The sequence below is a fragment of the Variovorax durovernensis genome (assembly GCF_977011995.1).
This window is the reverse complement of sequence record NZ_CDRNCW010000001.1, coordinates 4,495,457-4,515,783: the sequence shown is the minus strand read 5'-3', so window position 1 is coordinate 4,515,783 and position 20,327 is coordinate 4,495,457. Positions and strand designations below refer to the sequence as shown.

The 20,327-nt window shown below is 68.2% G+C and carries 16 protein-coding genes; 10 read left to right on the top strand and 6 right to left on the bottom strand.

Annotated features, from left to right (window positions below; genetic code table 11):
- The first annotated feature begins 54 nt into the window (after positions 1 to 54).
- On the top strand, positions 55 to 540 hold the full coding sequence (locus ACWV14_RS21500) for an Lrp/AsnC family transcriptional regulator (protein WP_422087390.1): 486 nt from the start codon (positions 55 to 57) through the stop codon (positions 538 to 540).
- Here the strand turns inward: ACWV14_RS21500 and ACWV14_RS21495 are convergent.
- From ACWV14_RS21495 to ACWV14_RS21485, 3 genes are read right to left on the bottom strand one after another with little or no spacing between them, the layout of a single operon-like run.
- Positions 507 to 1,592, bottom strand: coding sequence for a mechanosensitive ion channel family protein (locus ACWV14_RS21495; protein ID WP_422087389.1), 1,086 nt, complete (start codon positions 1,590 to 1,592; stop codon positions 507 to 509). The two genes, ACWV14_RS21500 and ACWV14_RS21495, sit on opposite strands and share 34 nt — an antisense overlap.
- The gene (locus tag ACWV14_RS21490; protein WP_454903606.1) at positions 1,592 to 3,835 is read right to left on the bottom strand and encodes an FUSC family membrane protein; all 2,244 of its coding nucleotides are present in this window, start codon (positions 3,833 to 3,835) and stop codon (positions 1,592 to 1,594) included. The genes ACWV14_RS21495 and ACWV14_RS21490 overlap by 1 nt, the downstream gene beginning before the upstream one ends.
- A 2-nt stretch (positions 3,836 to 3,837) precedes the next feature.
- On the bottom strand, positions 3,838 to 4,896 hold the full coding sequence (locus tag ACWV14_RS21485; protein ID WP_454903604.1) for an inositol monophosphatase family protein: 1,059 nt from the start codon (positions 4,894 to 4,896) through the stop codon (positions 3,838 to 3,840).
- 109 nt (positions 4,897 to 5,005) lie between these two features.
- Between ACWV14_RS21485 and ACWV14_RS21480 the strand changes: the two genes are divergently transcribed.
- Together ACWV14_RS21480 and cysE are read left to right on the top strand one after the other, a co-directional pair.
- Positions 5,006 to 5,746, top strand: a complete 741-nt coding sequence (locus ACWV14_RS21480; RefSeq protein ID WP_454903602.1) for an RNA methyltransferase — start codon at positions 5,006 to 5,008, stop codon at positions 5,744 to 5,746.
- 76 nt (positions 5,747 to 5,822) lie between these two features.
- Entirely contained in the window at positions 5,823 to 6,596 is a 774-nt protein-coding gene (gene cysE / locus ACWV14_RS21475) for a serine O-acetyltransferase (protein ID WP_454903601.1), read from the top strand.
- A gap of 10 nt (positions 6,597 to 6,606) precedes the next feature.
- Here the strand turns inward: cysE and cadR are convergent, their stop codons facing one another.
- Entirely contained in the window at positions 6,607 to 7,077 is a 471-nt protein-coding gene (gene cadR / locus ACWV14_RS21470; protein ID WP_422087384.1) for a Cd(II)/Pb(II)-responsive transcriptional regulator, read from the bottom strand.
- Positions 7,078 to 7,147: 70 nt separating this feature from the next.
- Here cadR and ACWV14_RS21465 point away from each other — a divergent pair, with 70 nt between their 5' ends.
- Together ACWV14_RS21465 and ACWV14_RS21460 are read left to right on the top strand one after the other, a co-directional pair.
- The gene (locus ACWV14_RS21465; RefSeq protein WP_454903599.1) at positions 7,148 to 9,451 is read left to right on the top strand and encodes a heavy metal translocating P-type ATPase; all 2,304 of its coding nucleotides are present in this window, start codon (positions 7,148 to 7,150) and stop codon (positions 9,449 to 9,451) included.
- An 81-nt stretch (positions 9,452 to 9,532) separates the two neighbouring features.
- Positions 9,533 to 10,786, top strand: a complete 1,254-nt coding sequence (locus ACWV14_RS21460; protein WP_454903598.1) for a cation:proton antiporter — start codon at positions 9,533 to 9,535, stop codon at positions 10,784 to 10,786.
- Positions 10,787 to 10,790: 4 nt separating this feature from the next.
- Here the strand turns inward: ACWV14_RS21460 and ACWV14_RS21455 are convergent, their stop codons facing one another.
- Positions 10,791 to 12,116, bottom strand: a complete 1,326-nt coding sequence (locus ACWV14_RS21455; protein WP_454903597.1) for a heavy metal sensor histidine kinase — start codon at positions 12,114 to 12,116, stop codon at positions 10,791 to 10,793.
- Entirely contained in the window at positions 12,113 to 12,790 is a 678-nt protein-coding gene (locus tag ACWV14_RS21450) for a heavy metal response regulator transcription factor (RefSeq protein WP_422087380.1), read from the bottom strand. Before ACWV14_RS21450 ends, ACWV14_RS21455 begins: the two co-directional genes overlap by 4 nt.
- A 160-nt stretch (positions 12,791 to 12,950) precedes the next feature.
- Here ACWV14_RS21450 and czcI point away from each other — a divergent pair, with 160 nt between their 5' ends.
- The 5 genes from czcI to ACWV14_RS21425 all read left to right on the top strand — a co-directional run bounded on the left by czcI (position 12,951) and on the right by ACWV14_RS21425 (position 20,289).
- Positions 12,951 to 13,325, top strand: a complete 375-nt coding sequence (gene czcI / locus ACWV14_RS21445) for a cation efflux protein, CzcI family (protein WP_454903596.1) — start codon at positions 12,951 to 12,953, stop codon at positions 13,323 to 13,325.
- A gap of 95 nt (positions 13,326 to 13,420) precedes the next feature.
- The gene (locus ACWV14_RS21440) at positions 13,421 to 14,785 is read left to right on the top strand and encodes a TolC family protein (RefSeq protein WP_454903595.1); all 1,365 of its coding nucleotides are present in this window, start codon (positions 13,421 to 13,423) and stop codon (positions 14,783 to 14,785) included.
- An 18-nt stretch (positions 14,786 to 14,803) separates the two neighbouring features.
- On the top strand, positions 14,804 to 16,165 hold the full coding sequence (locus tag ACWV14_RS21435) for an efflux RND transporter periplasmic adaptor subunit (protein WP_454903593.1): 1,362 nt from the start codon (positions 14,804 to 14,806) through the stop codon (positions 16,163 to 16,165).
- Between the two features lie 10 nt (positions 16,166 to 16,175).
- The gene (locus ACWV14_RS21430; protein ID WP_454903592.1) at positions 16,176 to 19,388 is read left to right on the top strand and encodes a CusA/CzcA family heavy metal efflux RND transporter; all 3,213 of its coding nucleotides are present in this window, start codon (positions 16,176 to 16,178) and stop codon (positions 19,386 to 19,388) included.
- Entirely contained in the window at positions 19,378 to 20,289 is a 912-nt protein-coding gene (locus ACWV14_RS21425; protein WP_422087375.1) for a cation diffusion facilitator family transporter, read from the top strand. Before ACWV14_RS21430 ends, ACWV14_RS21425 begins: the two co-directional genes overlap by 11 nt.
- The last annotated feature ends 38 nt before the right edge of the window (positions 20,290 to 20,327 follow it).

The following is a 20,327-nucleotide window of genomic DNA, read 5'->3' as shown; positions in this document are numbered from 1 at the left end:
ATCGGCCCGTTGGCCTGAAATCGGAAGCCTGCGCCTCACTCACGCCTGAAATCCATGGAAATCGACAGCAAGAACTGGCAGATCCTCGACGTGCTTCAAGAGGACGCGCGAACCTCGCTCACCTCGCTGGCGCGGCAGGTCGGCCTGTCGGTGCCGTCGACGTCGGAGCGCGTGAAGCGGCTGGAAGAGGCCGGTGTGCTGGAGGGCTATCGCGCCGTGGTGCCGCCGCGCAAGGTGGGCTACACGGTGACGGCGCTGGTCGGCATCACCACGCTGCAGCCAGACAAGCCACGGCTGCTGAAGCTGCTCGAGGGCAAGCCCGAAGTGCTCGAATGCCTGCACGTGACGGGGCAGGACTCGTACGTGATGAAGGTGATCGCGCGCGACATCGAGCATCTGGAGAGCTTCGTCGGCAGCATCAACCACCTGGGCGAGACGCGCACGTCGATCGTCATGTCGGTGCCGATTCCGGCGCGCGCGGTGCAGGCGCCGGCCGGGCTGGCCGATCAGCGTGCGGTGGGAACTGCGGGAGCCGCGTAGGCCTGCTCCTGCGTGCCTTCGCTTTCGATGCGCATCTTGGGCAGGAACTGCGGGTACTCGCGCTGCATGAAGTCGATCAGCCCTTCGCGCACGTTGCAGCGCAGGTCGAAGGCCAGGCCCGAGGTGGCGGCGGTGCAAAGCACGCGGATCTGCATGGTGCGTTCGGTGGCGTCCGTCACGCGCAGGTTGAAGAAGCGGCCGTCCCATTCGGGCGAAGACTTCACGATGCGCTCGACCTCTTCCCGCAGCGGCGCGAGCGGCATGCCGTAGTCGGCGTAGATGAACACCGCGCCCAGCAGCTGCGACGAGTGGCGCGTCCAGTTCTGGAACGGCTTTTCGATGAAGTAGGTGAGCGGCAGGATCAGCCGGCGCTCGTCCCAGATCTTGATGACGACGAAAGTGCCGGTGATCTCCTCGACGCGGCCCCATTCGCCTTCGACCACCAGCACGTCGTCGATGCGGATCGGCTGCGCCAGCGCTATCTGCAGGCCGGCGATGAGGTTGCTGAACACCGGCTTGGCCGCAAGACCGGCCACGATGCCGATCACGCCGGCGGAAGCCAGCAGGCTGGCGCCCACCTGGCGCGCGCCGGGGAAAGTCATGAGCATCATCGCGCCGCCGGCCACCAGCACCACCGTCATGGCGGTGCGCGCGAGCACGCGGGTCTGGGTGAGCACGCGGCGCGCATGCAGGTTGTCGGCCACGTCCGAGGGGTTCTGCGCGAGCACGCCTTCGGCGAAACCGCTGATGGCCCTGACCGCGAGCCAGGTGGTCGAGGCGATCAGCAGCAGCCCCGTGAAATGCCGCACGTTGCCGATGAAGTGAAGGTCATCAGGCGCGCCCTGCCACACCACGTTGAGCGCCAGCAGCGGCAGCACGACCCGCGCCGCGGAATTGCAGCTGACCACCATCGAATGGATCGTCGGGGCGGGGCGGGTGATCCGCCTCAACACAAGGCCGCCGATACGGTGCGCGAGAAGAGAAAGGGGAACTGCGATCAGGGCGGCAATCCATGTGCCGAACCAGGGGTGGGCGAGTATCTCTTTGATCATCAGGCGGTGGTCGTCTTTGCTTGTGCTGTGGTTTCGTTCAGTGGTTGAAGAATGCGGGCCGCGTCGTCGCGCAGCTGCGTGGCAAGTGCCGTGGCCAGATCGAGGCGGCGCAGCAGCCAGGGGCTGATGTCGTTGTCGAACGGGTCGGGCAGGGGGATCGGGCCGCCGACGGTGGTGGAGCCGGCGCTCTCGGGGTGAGAGGGGCCGGTGGTCGGTGTAGTTCCGATGGCGGCTTCGATTCTTTGCGCGGTGCGGCTGATGGGGCCCTCGACCTCGCCCGGCGTGAGGCGGTCGCGCCGCAGCACGAGCATCGATTTGACCGCGCTCAGTTGCGCGAGCAATTGGTAGCTGTGGGCCTGCAGGTGTTCGAGCGGCTCCAAGGGCGGCTGCACCGCGCGCGGTTCGGAGAGCGAACGCTGCGTGGCCTGCACCAGCGCCGAGAGGCTGTCGTAGGCCTCGCGGCGCGCGAGCCGCCATTCGAGTTCAGGGCTGCTGTCGATGGCCTGCAATTGGCCCAGGCCGAGCGCCAGGCGCGCATGGCGGGCCTGCGCCGTGAGCACGCGCGCCACCAGCGCCGGAAGCTGCGTGCGCTCCCATGACGGCAGCACGTAGCAGAAGCCCCAGGCCAGCGCGGCGCCGATGAGCGTGTCGGCAATGCGCTCGAACAGCGCGAAGATGGGCGCCACGCCCACGTTCAGCATGTGGGCCTGCACCAGGCCCAGCACGGTGGCGGCCACGGCGGTGATGAGATAGCGCCGCACCGCGAAGCTGTGCGCAATGGCCTGCGCCACGGTCACGATGGCCAGCAGCGCCAGCGCCGACGGATGCGCCGACAGCAGCCCCACCGCGAGCACGCAGCCCAGCAGCGTGCCGGCCACGCGCGCGTTGCGCCGCTCCAGCGTCTGCGAGAGGCTGCCGCGCAGCACGACCACGATGGTCAGCAAAATCCAGTAATCGTGCGAACCCCACGGCATCGACACCGCAATGGCATAGCCGGCAGCGATGGCCAGCGACGCGCGGATGGCGTGGCGCAGCGGCGGCTGGTCCCAGCGCCACAGCGTGAAGAAAGGGCGCCACGACCAGTCGGTCGGGCTCACGAACATCTGCCAGTTGGCGCGCACCACCGCAAGGTTGGGCTCGACGTCGCCGCGGGCCATGGCCGACAGGCGCAGCACCTCGTCGTTGATGTGGCCGATGCGGCTGGCCAGCCCGCGCGCCAGCATGGCGGCGGTGGGGCCGATGTGGCCACCGCCGTTGGCGCTGTCGTCGGCCGACACGTGAATGGCCGCGAGCCGCGGGCGCCGGTCCGCCACGGCGGGGGGATGGCGGCGCATCAGCAGCGCATCGGCCAGCGCGATGGTCTCGTCGGCGAGTTCTTCGAGCACCTGGCGCATTTCGATGAGCGCCGCGGCATGCGCGGGGTGGGCGCGCAGGGTGTCGAGGTCGAGCTCGCTCGCGAGCAACTGGTCGCGCATTTCGAGCACGATCACCAGCATGGCGGCCAGCCGCTGTCGGCGCGGCGTGCGGGGCGATTCGAGCACGATGTCGCGCGTGGCCTGCAACTGGTCGGCCAGCGCGGCCTGTTCGCGCAGCAACTGGCCGAGCAGCGGTGCGGGGGTGTCGCGCACGTCGCGGGTGTCGTCGTGCGGCAGGAACTGGCCCGCCTCGGTGCGCATCAGCGCGGCCAGCGAATACAGCACGTCGGCCATCGACTGGGTACGAAAGCGCCCGTTGAGCAGCAGGTTGGCGAGCGTGGCCCAGATCACGTAGAGGCCGGCGCCCAGCCCGAAATGCCAGGTGCGCTCGAGTGCATCTGCCATGTCGCGCGGCGTCTGCGTGGCCATGGAGAAGATCATCGAGAACATCACCGCAATGGCGATCGGGATGCCCCGCTTGCCCCAGGCCATGGCCAGGAAGGCCATGAAGGTGGCGGGCACCAGCAGCAGCCCGAGGCGGATGGGGGCGGTGTGCAGTATCTGCACCGCAAAGAAGAGCGGCAGGCCGATAAGCGGCGCCGGCAGCATCTGGAAGAACTTGCCGCGGCGCGGGCCGGGCAGGTCGGGCGGCGCGGTGACGATCACGCCGGTGGCGGCCGTGGAGGCCGCCAGGGTGCCCAGCCACAGGTGGATGCCGCCCGAGATGAACAGCAGCCCGAGCGCCACGGTGAGCCCGCTCGCGACATAGTGGCTCAGCGCAATGCGCAGAGCGGCGCGAACCCGGTGGGCGGCTCGGGGCCCCAGCATCGTCACTTGGCGGAAGCGTCGCCCTCGGAGGGCGCTCCGGCGGCGGGAGCGGCGTCGCGGCGTACGCGCGTGAGCTTGCGCGGCGCGGCAGGGGCGGCCACGGCGGGCTTGTCGCCTTCAGCGGTTTCGTCCGCGAAATCGACCACCGTGCTGCGGGCATAGAGGTCGACCGACGCGTCGTCGGGGTTCGACTTGGTCGAGGCCGACACGGCGCGCATGCGGTCGCTGGCGCGCAGCTTGTCGTCGACGTTGGCGAACTTGGAGTACTTGGCGAGCAGCGGCACCAGCTGGCCGTAGATGCGCGGTGCGGCAGCCAGGCATTCGCGCTGTTCGAGAAATTCGGGCTCGCCCGTGAAGTTGCCGATCAGGCCACCGGCTTCGGTGACCAGCAGCGAACCGGCGGCCACGTCCCAGGGGTTCAGGCCGGTTTCGAAGAAGCCGTCCGTGAAGCCTGCGGCCACGTAGGCCAGGTCCAGGGCCGCCGCGCCGGGGCGGCGCAGGCCGGCCATGCGGGGCATCATGTCCGCCATGATGGCCAGGTACTGCTTGAAGTTGTCGCCGGTGCGGAACGGGAAGCCGGTGGAAATCAGGCACTCGGTGAGCTTGGTGCGCTTGGACACGCGGATGCGGCGCTCGTTCATGTAGGCGCCGCGGCCCTTGGTGGCGGTGAACAGGTCGTTGCGGCTGGGGTCGTACACCACGGCCTGCTCGATCTTGCCGCGCACAGACAGCGCGATCGACACGCAGTAAACGGGGAAACCGTGGATGAAATTGGTGGTGCCGTCGAGCGGATCGATGATCCAGACGTAGTCGGAGTCCTTGGCGCCATGCTCGGTGCCCGATTCTTCGGCCAGGATGCCGTGCCCCGGATAAGCGCCGAGCAGCGTCTCGATGATCGCTTGCTCGCTCGCGTGATCGACTTCGGTGACGAAGTCGTTGACCTGCTTCTGCGAAATGCGCACGGCCTCGACGTCGAGGGCAGCGCGGTTGATGATCGCGCCGGCGGCGCGTGCGGCCTTGACGGCCACGTTGAGCATGGGATGCAGGTTGGGGGACGACATTGGATTGTGAGAAGAACGGTGGGGAGGCCCCGGAGACGGCCCGGCGATGCGGGCAGCGAGAATCGGGGCATTTTACCGGCTCCGCCGTTCCGTGTCTCCCGAACCCGCCATGCGCACCCGTTTCATCCTGATCCAGACCAGCCACGCCGGCAATGTGGGCGCCGCCGCCCGCGCCATGAAGACCATGGGCTTCTCCGACCTCGTGCTGGTGGCTCCCCGCTGGGCCAACGTGCTGCGGCGCGAGGAAACCATCCAGCGCGCGAGCGGCGCGCTCGACGTGCTGACCAACGCCCGCATCGTCGAAACGCTGGACGAAGCCCTCGACGGCGTGACCCACCTGTGCGCCACGGCCATGATCCCGCGCGACTTCGGCCCGCCCACCCGTACACCTAGAGAGCACCTGGAGCCCCTGGCCCAACAGGGAGACCAGCACGTCGCCTTCCTGTTCGGCTCCGAGCGTTTCGGCATGCGGAACGAGGACGTCTACCGGTGCAATGTGGCCCTGACCATCCCGACCGACCCGAAATTCGGCTCGCTCAACCTGGGCGCGGCCATCCAGGTGATCGCCTACGAATGGCGGCTGGCGCTGGGCGGCTACGAAGTGCGCGAGGCCGTCAACCCGGTGCAGGCGGCCGACGCGCAGGCCGTGGCCGGCATGCTCGACCACTGGGAGCGCTCGCTGGTGGACATCGGCTTTCTCGACCCCGAGGCGCCCAAGAAGCTCATGCCGCGGCTGCAGCAGCTGTTCAACCGGGCCCAGCCCACGCCCGAAGAGATCCACATCCTGCGCGGCATCGCCAAGGCCATGAGCGACGCGACCAAGCCGCCTCGCGGCTCCCTGCCCGAATAAAACCTTATCGCCCGTAAGCGATGGCGGCGGGCTATAGACTGCCCGCCCCATATAGATATAACGACAAAAGGCAGCGATGTTCTCTCGACTGCGCGCCGACATCCGGTGCATCCTCGAACGCGACCCGGCCGCCCGCAGCGCCTGGGAAGTGATCACGGTCTACCCCGGCTTCCATGCCGTGGTGCTGCACCGTTGGGCGCACGCCTGTTGGACCCACGGCTTCAAGTGGCCGGCGCGCTTCATCGCGCACTGGGCGCGCTGGATGACGGGCATCGAGATCCATCCTGCCGCCAAGATCGGCGAGCGGGTGTTCTTCGACCATGCGATGGGCGTGGTGGTCGGCGAGACCGCCGAAATCGGCGACGGCTGCACCATCTACCAGGGCGTGACCTTGGGCGGCACCTCTCTCTACAAGGGCACCAAGCGGCATCCGACGCTGGGCCGCAACGTGGTGGTGAGCGCCGGGGCCAAGGTGCTGGGCGGCTTCGTCGTGGGCGACGGCGCCAAGATCGGCAGCAATGCGGTGGTCATCAAGCCGGTGCCCGCGGGCGCGACGGCGGTGGGCATTCCCGCGCGCATCATCCCGTCGAAGGCCGGCGAAAGCGCCGACGTGGCCGCGCCGCAGAAGTTTTCGGCCTACGGCATCACGCAGGAAGACGACCCGCTGAGCCAGGCCATGCGCAGCCTGATCGACAACGCATCGAGCCAGGAGCACCAGATTGCGCTGCTGTGGCAGGCCATCGAGAAGCTGTCGGACCGCTCCGGCACCACCAAGGACTGCGTGCCGGGCGACGCGGCCCGCGACGAGTGCTTCGAGGCCGAGAAGCTCACGCAGCTGATCGGCAAGTAAGTCCGTCGCTTCAGGCGGCGCGCTTGGCCGGCGCGTGCAACGCGCCGTGCACATGCCCCGCGTGCTGCCCGAAGGTCTCGGGCGCGAGCGCTGCGGTGTCCAGCTCCTGCAGGATGCCGCAGTTGCTTGCCGACTCCGGCCCGCCGCATTGCTGGCGCAGCGCCTTCAATTGCTTTTCCAGCGTCTTCAGCTCGGCGATGCGCGCGGCCACGTGGCCTATGTGGTCGTCGAGCAGCTGGTTGACCTGGCCGCAGTCTTCCTGCGGGGCGTCGCGGAATTTGAGCAGGCTGCGGATCTCGTCGAGCGTCATGTCGAGCGAGCGGCAGCGGCGGATGAAGCCCAGGCGCTGGGCATGGTCTTCGTCGTAGATGCGGTAGTTGCCGTCGGTGCGCGCGGGCTCGGGCAGAAGTTGCTCGCGCTCGTAGTAGCGGATGGTTTCGACGGGGGTGTTCGCAACCTTGGCCAGCTCACCGATTTTCATGATGCGGCAAATGAACGAGTGGAAAAGAGCGTTTGACTCTACACCTGCTTCAGGGTTTCCAATCGATTCCATGACGAACGAAAACGCTCTGACCCGGCCCGTGCCGCACGCCCATCCTCATTCGCATGGCGATGACCACGGCCATAGCCACAGCCATGACCATGCCGAAGACGCGTGCTGCGGCGGCGGCAGCCACGGCGGCGCGATTCCATTCGCGGCAAATACCGCCGATGTGCCGAAGGGCGCCTTGCTCTTCCGCATTCCCACCATGGACTGCGCGGTGGAAGAGTCTGAAATCCGCCGCGCGCTGGAGCCGGTGGCGGGCGTCAAGGCCCTGCGCTTTCGCCTCGGCGAGCGCACCATGGCCATCACCACCGAAGACGGCGCGCTGCCCGAGGCACTGGCCGCCATCCGCAAGGCCGGCTTCAAGCCGGAGCCGCTGAATGCGGCGGGCGGCCCCGCATCGGGCACACAGGCTGCCGCGGCACCCGCGCAGATCGCCGGCATGAACATGGGCCTCGTGCGCCTGATCGCGGCGCTGGTGCTGGCGGTGGCTGCCGAGTCGATCTCGTTCATGGCGCTGGACGGCATGGGCTTCAAGGCCGTGGAAATCGCGCTCGCCCTTGGCGCCATCGGGCTGGCCGGCCTGGACACTTACAAGAAGGGCTTTGCCGCGCTGGTGCGCGGGCGCCTGAACATCAACGCCCTGATGGCGGTGGCCGTGACCGGCGCCTTCATCATCGGTCAGTGGCCCGAAGCCGCGATGGTGATGGCGCTCTACGCCATTGCCGAGCTGATCGAGGCGCGCGCCGTGGACCGCGCACGCAACGCCATCCAGAGCCTGCTGGCGCTTGCGCCCGAGCAGGCGGAGGTCAAGCAGGCCGACGGCAGCTGGCAGACGGTGATGGCCAACACCGTTGCGCTGGGAGCCGTGGCGCGCATCCGCCCCGGCGAGCGCGTGCCGCTCGACGGTGTGGTCACCGAGGGCACCAGCGCCATCGACCAGGCGCCCGTCACCGGCGAGAGCATTCCCGTCGACAAGACCGTGGGCGACCCGGTGTTCGCGGGCACCATCAACCAGACCGCCGCGCTGGAGTTCCGCGTGACGGCGGTGGCGTCGAACACCACGCTCGCGCGCATCATCCACGCGGTCGAAGAGGCGCAAGGCTCGCGCGCACCCACTCAGCGCTTCGTCGACAAGTTCGCGGCCATCTACACGCCCACGGTCTTCGTGCTGGCGCTGGCCGTGGCGGTGCTCACGCCGCTGTTCATGGACTGGACGTGGATGCAGTCGGTCTACAAGGCGCTGGTGCTGCTGGTCATTGCATGCCCGTGCGCGCTGGTCATCTCCACGCCGGTCACCGTCGTGAGCGCGCTGGCCTCGGCCGCGCGGCGCGGCATTCTCATCAAGGGCGGCACGTACCTCGAAGAGGCGCGCAAGCTCAAGGCGATTGCGCTCGACAAGACCGGCACCATCACCGAAGGCAAGCCCAAGCTGGTCGAGTCGGTGCTGGTGGATGCATCGGGCAACGAAGCCGTCGTGTTCGCGGTGGCCGCCAGCATCGCGGGCCGCTCCGACCACCCGGTCTCGAAGGCCATTGCCGAGGGCCTGAAGAGCCAAAGGCAAGAGGTCGCCGACTTCACCGCGCTGCCCGGCCGCGGGGTGGGTGCCACGCTGGCGGGCCAGGCCTATGTGCTCGGCAACCATCGCCTGATCGAGGAGCGCGGGCTGTGCTCGCCGGCGCTCGAAGCCGAGCTCAAGCGGCATGAAGAGGCGGGCCGCACCGTCACGCTGCTGGCATCTGACAAGGCGGTGTTCGCGCTGTTCGCGGTGGCCGACACCATCAAGGAATCGTCGCAGGCGGCGGTGGCCGACCTGCGCGCGCTGGGCGTGACGCCCGTGATGCTCACCGGCGACAACACCGCCACGGCAAAGACCATCGGCGCCCACGCCGGCATCGACGACGTGCGCGGCAACCTGCTGCCCGAGGAAAAGCTCGACGCCATCAAGGCCATGCAGCAGCGCTACGGCGCAGCCGCCATGACCGGCGACGGCATCAACGACGCACCCGCACTGGCACAGGCCGACATCGGCTTCGCCATGGGCGGCGCGGGCACCGACACCGCCATGGAAGCGGCCGACGTGGTCATCATGAACGACGACCTGCGCCGCATTCCCGAGACCATCCGCCTGTCGCGCCGCGCGCACTCGGTGCTGTGGCAGAACATCACGCTGGCGCTCGGCATCAAGGCCGTGTTCTTCGTGCTCGCGGTGTTCGGCAGCGCGACCATGTGGATGGCGGTGTTCGCGGACATGGGGGCGAGCCTGCTCGTGGTGGCGAACGGGCTGCGCCTGATGCGCGTACCCAAGTGAGCGCGCAGCCGGGTTGAGCCGATCATTGGCTGGCACTAACATGGGCCGCAATTCCGTCGGCTTCCAAGTTATCGCTACGCCATGTCCGCAACTTCCCTGCTGCTGCAACTCATCGTCATCCTGACCACTGCGCGCGTCTGCGGCTGGGTTCTCCGCCACGTCGGGCAGCCCAGCGTGGTGGGCGAGATGGCCGCCGGCCTGATGCTGGGGCCGGTGGTCTTCGGGGCGCTGTTTCCGTCGCTGCATGCGCAGCTGTTCTCCAAGGCCTCGCTGCAGGGGCTGTCGTCGCTGTCGACGCTCGGGCTGGTGCTTTTCATGTTCGTGGTTGGCCTGGAGCTGCGGGCTTCCAAGGGCGTGCGCGAGCAGTTGCGTTCGGCGGGCTACGTGGGCGTGCTGAGCGTGGTCGTGCCGCTGGCGCTGGGCATCGCGATCTCGCCGGCCCTCTACCCGACGCTGGCGCCTGCCGGTGTGGGCTTCTGGCCGTTCGCGCTGTTCATGGCGGCGGCGCTGTCGATCACGGCATTCCCGGTGATGGCGCGCATCCTCAAGGATCGCGGCATGACCCGCACGCCCTTCGGGCAGCTGTCGCTCGGCGCCGCCGCCGTGGTCGACGTGTTCGCTTGGATCCTGCTGGCCTTCGTGGTGGCGCTGGTGGGGGCGGGCGAGGGCTACCAGGGCCTGCTCAAGACCACCGTGGGCATGGCCGTGGTGCTGTGCGTGCTGTTCTTCGGGCTCAAGCCGGCCTTCGCGTGGCTGTTGCGCACCAAGGCGCCCGAGGGCGAGCCCTCGACCACCGTGATGGCCTCGCTGATGATCGGCCTGCTGGTCACGGCCCTGGCTACCGAGTGGCTGCACCTGCACGCGGTGTTCGGCGCTTTCCTGTTCGGCGCCTGCCTGCCGCGCGACGACCGGCTGCTGAAGTCGCTGAGCGAGCGCATCGAGCCGATTTCCATCGTCGTGCTGATGCCGTTGTTCTTTGCGCTGGCCGGGCTTGGCACCACGTCCAACGCGTTCTCGGGGGCGGGCTTCGGCGCCATGATGCTGATCCTGGGCGTGGCCGCCTTCGGCAAGATCGCCGGCGGCGCGGTCGGTGCCCGCATGGCTGGCTACGGCTGGCGCGACAGCCTGGCCACGGGCTCGCTGATGAATGCGCGCGGGCTGATGGAGCTGATCGTCATGAAGATCGGCCTGGACGCCGGCCTCATCGGCCCAGAGCTGTTCACGATGCTGCTGGTCATGGCGCTGGTGACCACCGCCATGACGGGACCGCTGATCAACCTGTTCATCGGCCGCCGGGCGCCTGCCGTGGCCGATGCGGCGCCCGCCAAGCCTTGATGGCTCAGCGCTGCAGCGTGAACCCGATGCGCGTCTCGCCGCCCTGGCTGGCCGCGAACACCCGCCCGCCGTGCATGCGCGCAATGGCCTCTACGATCGACAGCCCCAGGCCGTGGTGCCGGGTGGAGCCGTCGCGCGCCTGGGCGGCACGGTAGAAGCGCTCGAACAGGCGCGGCAGCGCGGCAGGGTCGATGGGTTCGCCGCGGTTGACCACCGCGATGGTGAATTCCTCGCTGTCCTGGGCTATCTCGATGCGGATGACCGAGGCCGGCGTCGCGAAGCGGATGGCGTTGCCCAGCAGGTTGAACAGCGCGCGCCGTATCAGCGCGGCGTCCACGTCGGCCATGGCGTCGCCCGCCACCTCGGCGCGCAGGCCGGCTTCTTCCAGCATGGCGTCGTAGAAGTCGATCACGTCGGCGGCCTGCACGGCCAGGCTCGTCACCGCGCGCGTACGCATCGGCGTGCCGCGCTCGGCCTGGGAGAGAAACAGCATGTCGGTGACGATGCCCGAGAGCCGGCCGATCTCTTCGAGGTTGGACGCGAGCACGGCCTGCAGCTCCTCGTTGCTGCGCTGGCGGGTCAGCGCGAGTTCGGTGGAGCCGATCAGGTTGGCCAGCGGCGTGCGCAACTCGTGCGCAACGTCGGCGTTGAACGACTCCAGCTGCACGTAGGCACGCTGCACCCGCAGCAGCAGGGCGTTGAACTGCGTGATCCAGGGGCGCAGCTCCTCGGCGAAGTCCATGGCGTCGATCGGCCGGTTGGCCTTGTCCGGCGCCATGGCCGCGGTGCTCTCGGCCAGCCGCTTGAGCGGACGCAGCCCGCGCCGCACCAGCCACATGCCGGTGAACGAGACCAGCGCCGTGCCCAGTACCACCGCGCCCAGCAGCGTCCAGGCAAGGCGCCGCAGCAGCCGCGCTTCCTGCGCGGTGTTCACGCCGATCTGCACCGACAGCTGCGTGCTGGTGGCGCCCTGCGTCCATGGCACCTCGATGTCGCGCAGCATCCAGAGCCCGCCGAGCGCGGGCGTGGACTGGAACAGCGTCTGGCCCGCGTGCGAGATCGACAGCGTCACGTCGTCCTGCATCGAGAAGAAGTCGTCGAGCTTGTGCCGCAGGAAGGGCAGGTCGCCGCCTTTCTCGGCCTCTTTGAGCAGGTGTTGCACCAGCACGGCCTTGTGATCGAGTTCCTCTTCCTGCTTCTGCCCGAAGTTCCAGGCGGTGACGAGGTAGATGGCAAGGCAGATCACGCTGAGCCCGAACAGGGTCTGCGCGGCGATCCAGAGCGACAGCCGGCTCTGGATGGAGTGCGGCCGGCCTGGGGGCTGGCTCATGCCCAGGAGCGGTCTTCGAGAACGTAGCCCATGCCGCGCACCGTATGCAGCAGCTTCACGTCGAACGGGTCGTCGAGCTTGCTGCGCAGGCGGCGGATGGCCACTTCCACCACGTTGGTGTCGCTGTCGAAGTTCATGTCCCACACCTGCTCGGCAAGCGTGGTGCGCGACAGGATCTGGCCGCGCCGTCGCAGCAGCACCACCAGCAGCGTGAATTCCTTGGCTGTGAGGTCGAGTCGTGCGCGGTTGCGAAAGCACTTGCGGCTGATGAGGTCCAGCTCCAGGTCGGCCAGCCGCAGCGTGGTCGATTCCTGCGGCTTGCCCCGGCGCAGCAGCGCCTGCACCCGCGCCAGCAGCTCCGAAAACGAGAACGGCTTGACGAGGTAGTCGTCCGCCCCTTGCTGCAGGCCCTGCACGCGGTCTTCGACCTTGTCGCGCGCCGTGAGCACCAGCACCGGCACGTTCCTGGTGCGCCGTATGGCCTGCAGGACGGCAAAGCCGTCGATGCCAGGCAGCATCACATCGAGCAGAACCAGTGCGTAGTCTCCCTCGGTGGCGAGGTACTTCCCCTCGATACCGTCGCGGGCAATATCGACCACGTATCCGTTCTCTTCGAGCCCCTTTTTCAGGTAGTCGCCCAGTTTGGGCTCGTCTTCGATGACAAGAATTCGCATTACCGAATAGTAACGAAGCACTTACGCTGCCCTGGTTACGTTTTGGTAATCCTATTGACGGACAAACACCCGACCTGGTGTCATACATTCCGCAGCGCATGCACACCGCAAGGGCATTGCCGAAAGCCTTGCCACAGGCCCCCGATATACTTTTTGCTCCATGCGCCGCTGGTTCCTGATCCTCATGCTGTTCCTGCTTCCGTTCCAGCTCAGCTGGGCGGCGGCGTCAGCCTATTGCCAGCACGAGCGCGACACGCAGCCCGGGCACTGGGGCCACCACGAGCACGAAAACCGCGGCACCGACCGCAGCCACAGCGGCGAGGGCGCGCAGAAGAACTCCAGCACCCAGCCCAACGCCGTCATCGGCGACTGCGCGGTCTGCCATTCCGGCTACGCACAGCACGTCGAAGGCGCGCCCGAGCCCGTGCTGTCCGCACGGCGCACCGCACAGCCGCTGCGCGTCATGGCGGCCGAGCGCTTCGATTCGCACATCTCCGACGTTCCGGTCCGTCCCGACTGGTCTCTCGCCCTCTGATTCGGCGAGAGAACATCCACAACTTCTGATCCACACCATCAGCTGAGCTCTCGCCGAATTCGTCCGTCCGTTGTTTCGCAACCCAGGAGAATTCGATGCGCACGCTCTTCGTGCCGCTGGCCGCATTGGCCATGGCGGTGCCCCCGGCATATTCACAACAAGTCACGCCGTCCGTTCCGGCCCCGGCCGGTTCCTCGTCAGCTTCGCCGCAGGCGTCTTCGCGCGCGGCCACCAGGACACTGGAGCCTGCGGGCCCCCTGACCCTGCGCAGCGCCGTCGCGATGGCACTGCGCGCCAACCCCGGCCTTGCCGCCGCGTCGCGCGAGCAGGACGCCACCGAGGCCGCCATCGTGCAGGCCGGCGCCTGGCCCAACCCCACGCTCGACGCGCAGCTGGAAGACCTGCGCCGCGACAACCGCACCACCACCTTGCAGCTGAGCCAGCCGATCGAGCTCGGCGGCAAGCGCTCTGCCCGCGTGACGGCCGCCGAGCGTGCGCGCGACCAGGCCGCGTCGGCACTGGCGGGGCGCCGCGCCGAGATCCGCGCCGCGACCGTCACCGCCTTCTTCGACGTGCTGACCGCGCAGGAGCGCCTGCGGCTCGCGCAGGATTCCGTGGGCCTCGCGCAGACCGCGACCCGCGCGGCCACCAACCGCGTGGCCGCCGGCAAGGTGTCGCCACTGGAAGAAACCAGGGCGCGCGTGGCCGAGGCCGGTGCGCGCGTGGAGCTGCTGCAGGCCGAAGGCACGCTGCGCTCGGCCCGCCAGCAACTGGCCGCGCTGTGGGGCAACCCCGATCCGCGCTTCACGCAGGTGGAGGGCGCGATCGACCAGTTGCCCGCTATGGCGCCAGCGCAAGACCTGGGCGTGCGCCTCGCCGCGGCACCCGTGGTGGTGCAGGCGCGGCTCGAGGTCGAACGGCGCAAGGCACTGTCCGACCTGGAGCAGGCCAAGCGCATTCCCGACGTGACCGTGTCGCTCGGCGCCAAGCGCGTGCCGGCTTCCGACGGCGAAGTCGGCGGCAACCGGCGCAACCAGGTGGTGGTGGGCCTGTCGGTGCCGCTGCCCATCTTCGACACCAACCGCGGCAACGTGGCCGAGGCCCTGAGCCGCGAGGAGAAGGCGCGCGACGACCTCGCCGCCGCCGAGCTGCAACTGGGCACCGAGGTGGCGCAGGCCACCGAACGCCTGCGCTCCGCGCGCGCCACCGCCCAGACGCTGCAGCACGACGCGCTGCCCGGCGCCGAGACCGCCTACAAGGCCGCGACCAAGGGCTTCGAACTGGGCAAGTTCAGCTTCCTGGAAGCGCTGGATGCCCAACGCACGCTGTTCCAGGTGCGCGCGCAGTACCTGCTCGCGCTGGCCGACGCGCACCGCGCGGCCGGCGAACTCGACCGGCTGCTCGGCAACGAAGGCGACGACATCTCCCCCATGACACCCGCGGCGCCCGTGGCGCGCTGACAAGGAAGGCAACAGATCATGAACACAGAAAACCGCGGCTCTTTCGCAGAACGCGTGGGCAAGAAGCAGTGGATGGCCATCATCGTCGTCCTCGTCGTGGGGCTCGGCGCCGGCGCGATGATTCTTCGCTCCGCACCCGCCAAGCCCGAGGCCGCCGGCCATTCGGAAGAGGCCGGCCATGGCGACGGCGAACATCACGAAGAAGGCAAGGCCCACGGCAAGCCGGAAGCCAAGGAAGAGGCCAAGGACCACGACCACAGCCACGGCGAAGCCAAGGGCCACGCCGACAACGAGCACCACGAGGAAGGCAAGCAAGAAGCGAAAAAGGAACCCGCCGGTCACGAGGAAGAGGAAGAAAAGATCGGCTTCACCGACGCGCAGATCAAGGCCGCCGACATGACCATCGAAAGCGCGGGCCCCGCGCGCATCAAGTCGTCGCTGCAGTTGCCCGGCGAGATCAAGTTCAACGAAGACCGCACGGCTCACGTGGTGCCGCGTGTGGCGGGCGTGGTCGACAGCGTGTCGGCCAACCTGGGCCAGGAGGTCAAGCGCGGACAGGTGCTGGCGGTGATTTCGAGCCCGGCGCTGTCGGAGCAGCGCAGCGAGCTGCAGTCGGCGCAGCGCCGGCTCGCGCTGGCGCGCACCACCTACGAGCGCGAGAAGAAGCTCTGGGAGGAAAAGATCTCGCCCGAGCAGGACTACCTGCAGGCGCAGCAGGCGATGCAGGAAGCGCAGATCGCCGTGGCCAACGCCAACCAGAAGCTGCTGGCGCTGGGCGCCACGCCGTCTTCGTCGGCGCTGGGCCGCTACGAGCTGCGCGCGCCCTTCGACGGCATGGTGGTCGAAAAGCACATCTCGCTCGGCGAATCGGTGGGCGAGGCGGTCAACGTGTTCACCATCTCCGACCTGTCGACGGTATGGGCCGAGATCAGCGTGGCGGCCAACAACCTGAACCTGGTGCGCATCGGCGAGCCGGTGAGCATCCGCTCCAGCGCCCTGGGCCAGACCGCAACGGGCAAGGTGTCTTACGTGGGTTCGCTCATCGGCGCGCAGACGCGCACCGCCACCGCGCGCGTCACGCTGACCAACCCGCAGCGCGTCTGGCGCCCGGGGCTGTTCGTGAATGTCGAGCTCGTGGCCTCCGAAGTGGACGCGCCCGTGACCGTGTCGGCCGAGGCGGTGCAGACCGTGGAAGACAAGCCCACCGTGTTCCTGCGCGTGCCCGGCGGCTTCGTGCCGCAGCATGTGCAGACCGGGCGCAGCGACGGCCAGCGCATCGAGATCACCAGCGGCCTGAAACCCGGCGCGGCCTATGCCGCCACCGGCAGCTTCGTCGTGAAGTCGGAGCAGGGCAAGAGCTCCGCCACGCACACCCACTGAGGAAGCACGCATGTTCGAACGAATCATCCGCTTCTCCATCGAGCAGCGCTGGCTGATCCTGCTTGCCGTGCTGGGCATGGCGGCGCTGGGCATCTTCAGCTACCAGAAGCTGCCCATCGACGCGGTGCCCGACATCACCAACGTTCAGGTGCAGATCAACACCGCCGCGCCGGGCTATTCCCCGCTGGAGACCGAGCAGCGCGTGACCTACCCGATCGAGACCGTCATGGCCGGCCTGCCGGGGCTGCAGCAGACGCGCTCGCTGTCGCGCTACGGCCTCTCGCAGGTCACCGTGATCTTCAAGGACGGCACCGACATCTACTTCGCGCGGCAGCTCGTCAACGAGCGCATACAGTCGGCGCGCGAGAGCATGCCCAGCGGCATATCGCCGGTGATCGGGCCCATCTCGACAGGCCTCGGCGAAATCTATCTCTGGACCGTGGAAGCGGAAGAGGGCGCGAAGAAGGCCGACGGCAGGCCCTATTCGCCCACCGACCTGCGCGAGATACAGGACTGGATCATCAAGCCGCAGCTGCGCAATGTGGCGGGCGTGACCGAGATCAACTCCATCGGCGGCTATGCCAAGGAGTTCCAGATAGCTCCCGACCCGGCCAAGCTGCTGGCCCATGGCCTCACCATGACCGACGTGGTCACCGCGCTGGAGCGCAACAACGCCAACGTGGGCGCGGGCTACATCGAGAAGCGCGGCGAGCAATATCTCATTCGCGCGCCGGGGCAGGTGAAGTCGGTGGAGGACATCGGCAACGTCATCCTCGGCAACGCCAACGGCATTCCGCTGCGCGTGCAGGACGTGGCCGAGGTCGGCATCGGCAAGGAACTGCGCACCGGTGCCGCCACCGACAACGGCCGCGAAGTGGTGCTGGGTACGGTGTTCATGCTGATCGGCGAGAACAGCCGCACCGTGTCGCAGGCCGTCGACAAGAAGATGCAGGAGATCAACCGCACGCTGCCCGCCGGCGTGAAGGCGGTGACGGTGTACGACCGCACGGTGCTGGTGGACAAGGCCATCGCCACGGTGAAGAAGAACCTGTTCGAGGGCGCGGTGCTGGTCATCGCGATCCTGTTCCTGTTCCTGGGCAACATCCGCGCGGCACTGATCACTGCGCTGGTGATTCCGCTGTCGATGCTCTTCACCTTCACCGGCATGGTGAACCAGAAGGTCAGCGCCAACCTCATGAGCCTGGGGGCGCTGGACTTCGGCATCATCATCGACGGCGCGGTGGTGATCGTGGAGAACTGCGTGCGAAGGCTGGCCCATGCGCAGGCCCACAAGGGCCGGCCGCTCACGCGCAGCGAGCGCTTCCATGAAGTGTTCGCCGCCTCGCAGGAGGCGCGCCGGCCGCTGCTGTTCGGCCAGCTCATCATCATGATCGTGTACCTGCCGATCTTTGCGCTCACGGGCGTGGAGGGCAAGCTGTTCCACCCGATGGCCTTCACCGTGGTGATCGCGCTGCTGGGCGCGATGATTCTGTCGATCACCTTCATCCCTGCTGCCGTGGCGCTGTTCATCGGCAACAAGGTGAGCGAGAAGGAAAACCGCCTGATGGTGTGGGCCAAGCGCGGCTACGAGCCCCTGCTGGCGCGCGTCATGTCCGCCAAGCCGCTGGTGATCACCACCGCGGTGGTGGCGGTGCTGCTGTCGGGCCTGCTGGCCACGCGGCTGGGCACCGAATTCGTGCCCAGCCTGAGCGAAGGCGACTTCGCCATTCAGGCGCTGCGCATTCCGGGTACCAGCCTGACGCAGTCGGTCGAGATGCAGAAACAGCTCGAACGCACGCTGAAGGAGAAGTTTCCGGAAATCGAGCGCATCTTCGCGCGCACCGGCACGGCCGAGATCGCTTCGGACCCGATGCCGCCGAACATTTCGGACGGCTACATCATGCTCAAGCCCGAGAGCGAGTGGCCCAAGCCACGCCGCTCGCGCGCCGAGCTGCTGGCGGCGGTGCAGGAAGAAGTCGAGAAGCTGCCGGGCAACAACTACGAGTTCTCGCAGCCGATCCAGCTGCGCTTCAACGAGCTGATCTCCGGCGTGCGCAGCGACGTGGCGGTGAAGATCTTCGGCGACGACATGGACGTGCTCAACAAGACCGCGGCCGAGGTGTCGGAGGCGCTGGGCAAGATCCCCGGCGCGGCCGAAGTGAAGGTCGAGCAGACCACCGGCCTGCCGATGCTCACGGTGAACATCGACCGCAACAAGACCGCGCGCTACGGCCTGAACGTGGGCGACGTGCAGGACGCGATCTCGGTCGCGGTCGGCGGGCGCGAGGCGGGCACGCTGTTCGACGGCGACCGCCGCTTCGACATCATCGTGCGCCTGCCAGAGAACCTGCGTACCGACCTCGAGGCCATCAAGCGCCTGCCCGTGGCGCTGCCCAAGGGCGCCGGTGCCGAGAGCGCGCGCACCAGCTTCATCCCGCTGGGCGAAGTGGCCACGCTCGACATCGCGCCGGGTCCGAACCAGGTGAGCCGTGAAGACGGCAAGCGCCGCATCGTGGTGAGCGCCAACGTGCGCGGCCGCGACCTGGGCTCCTTCGTGGCCGAGGCCGAAGAGGCCATGCGCAAGGTGAGCATTCCCTCGGGCTACTGGACCGTGTGGGGCGGGCAGTACGAGAACCTCGCGTCGGCCACGCAGCGGCTGCAGGTCGTGGTGCCGGTGTCGCTGCTGCTGGTGTTCACGCTGCTGTTCGCGATGTTCGGCAACCTCAAGGACGGGCTGTTGGTGTTCACCGGCATTCCGTTCGCGCTCACGGGCGGCATCGTGGCGCTGTGGATGCGCGGTATTCCGCTGTCGATCTCGGCGGCGGTGGGCTTCATTGCGCTGTCGGGCGTGGCGGTGCTCAACGGGTTGGTGATGATCTCGTTCATCCGCAACCTGCGCGAGGGTGGGCTGCCGCTGGACGCAGCCATTCGCGAAGGCGCGCTCACGCGGCTGCGGCCGGTGCTGATGACCGCGCTTGTCGCGTCGCTGGGCTTCGTACCGATGGCCATCGCCACCGGCACGGGCGCCGAGGTGCAGCGGCCGCTGGCCACCGTGGTGATCGGCGGTATCCTTTCGTCGACCGCGCTGACGCTGCTGGTGCTTCCGCTGCTCTACCGCATCGCGCACAGGCGCGACGAAGACGAGGTGCAGCAGGAAGACGCCCGCGAGCAGAACTACGGCGCGCCGCTCGACCCTGCACCGCAAGGATTCCATGGCACATGAGCATTCGCACGCCACAGGCAGCAATGAAAAGGCGCTGCGCTGGGCACTGCTGCTGACCTCCGTCTACCTCGTCGCCGAGGTGGTCGGCGGGCTGGTGTCGGGCAGCCTCGCGCTGTTGTCCGATGCCGCCCACATGTTCACCGACACCGTGGCGCTGGCGATTTCCCTGGCCGCCATCTGGATCGGCAAGCGGCCCGCCGACAGGCGGCGCACCTTCGGCTACTACCGCTTCGAGATCCTGGCGGCGGTGCTGAACGCGGTGCTGCTGTTCTTCGTGGCGATGTACGTGCTGTACGAGGCGTACCGCCGCATCTCCGCGCCGGCCGAGATCCAGTCGACCATGATGATGCTGGTGGCCGCCGGCGGGCTGGTCGTCAACCTCGTCGGCATGCGGCTGCTGGCGGCGGGCAAGGACGAGAGCCTCAACGTGAAGGGCGCGTACCTGGAGGTGTGGGCCGACATGCTGGGCTCGATCGGCGTGATTCTCGGCGCACTGGTCATTCGCTTCACGGGCTGGGCATGGGTCGACTCGGTGATCGCGGTGGCCATCGGGCTGTGGGTGCTGCCGCGCACCTGGCGGCTCCTGCGCGAGAGCCTCAACGTGCTGCTCGAAGGCGTGCCCGACGAGGTGGATCTGCCGGAGATCGAACGCGCGCTGCTGGCGAGCGAAGGCGTCGCCAGCCTGCATGACCTGCACGTGTGGGCCCTCTCCAGCGGCAAGGTGAGCCTGAGCGTGCACGTGGTGGGCAAGCCGGATGTGGGCGATCTCGCGCCGTTCACGCAGCGCCTGCGCGCGCTGCTGGCGGAGCGCTTCGACATTCACCACTCCACCGTGCAGGCCGAGCGCGTGCCGTGCGAGCAGGCGGCCGAAAGCCATGGGTTCGGGCCGGCGGCGGCCTGAGTGATGCCACTCGGCTTCAGGGGCCGATCGATTGCGGC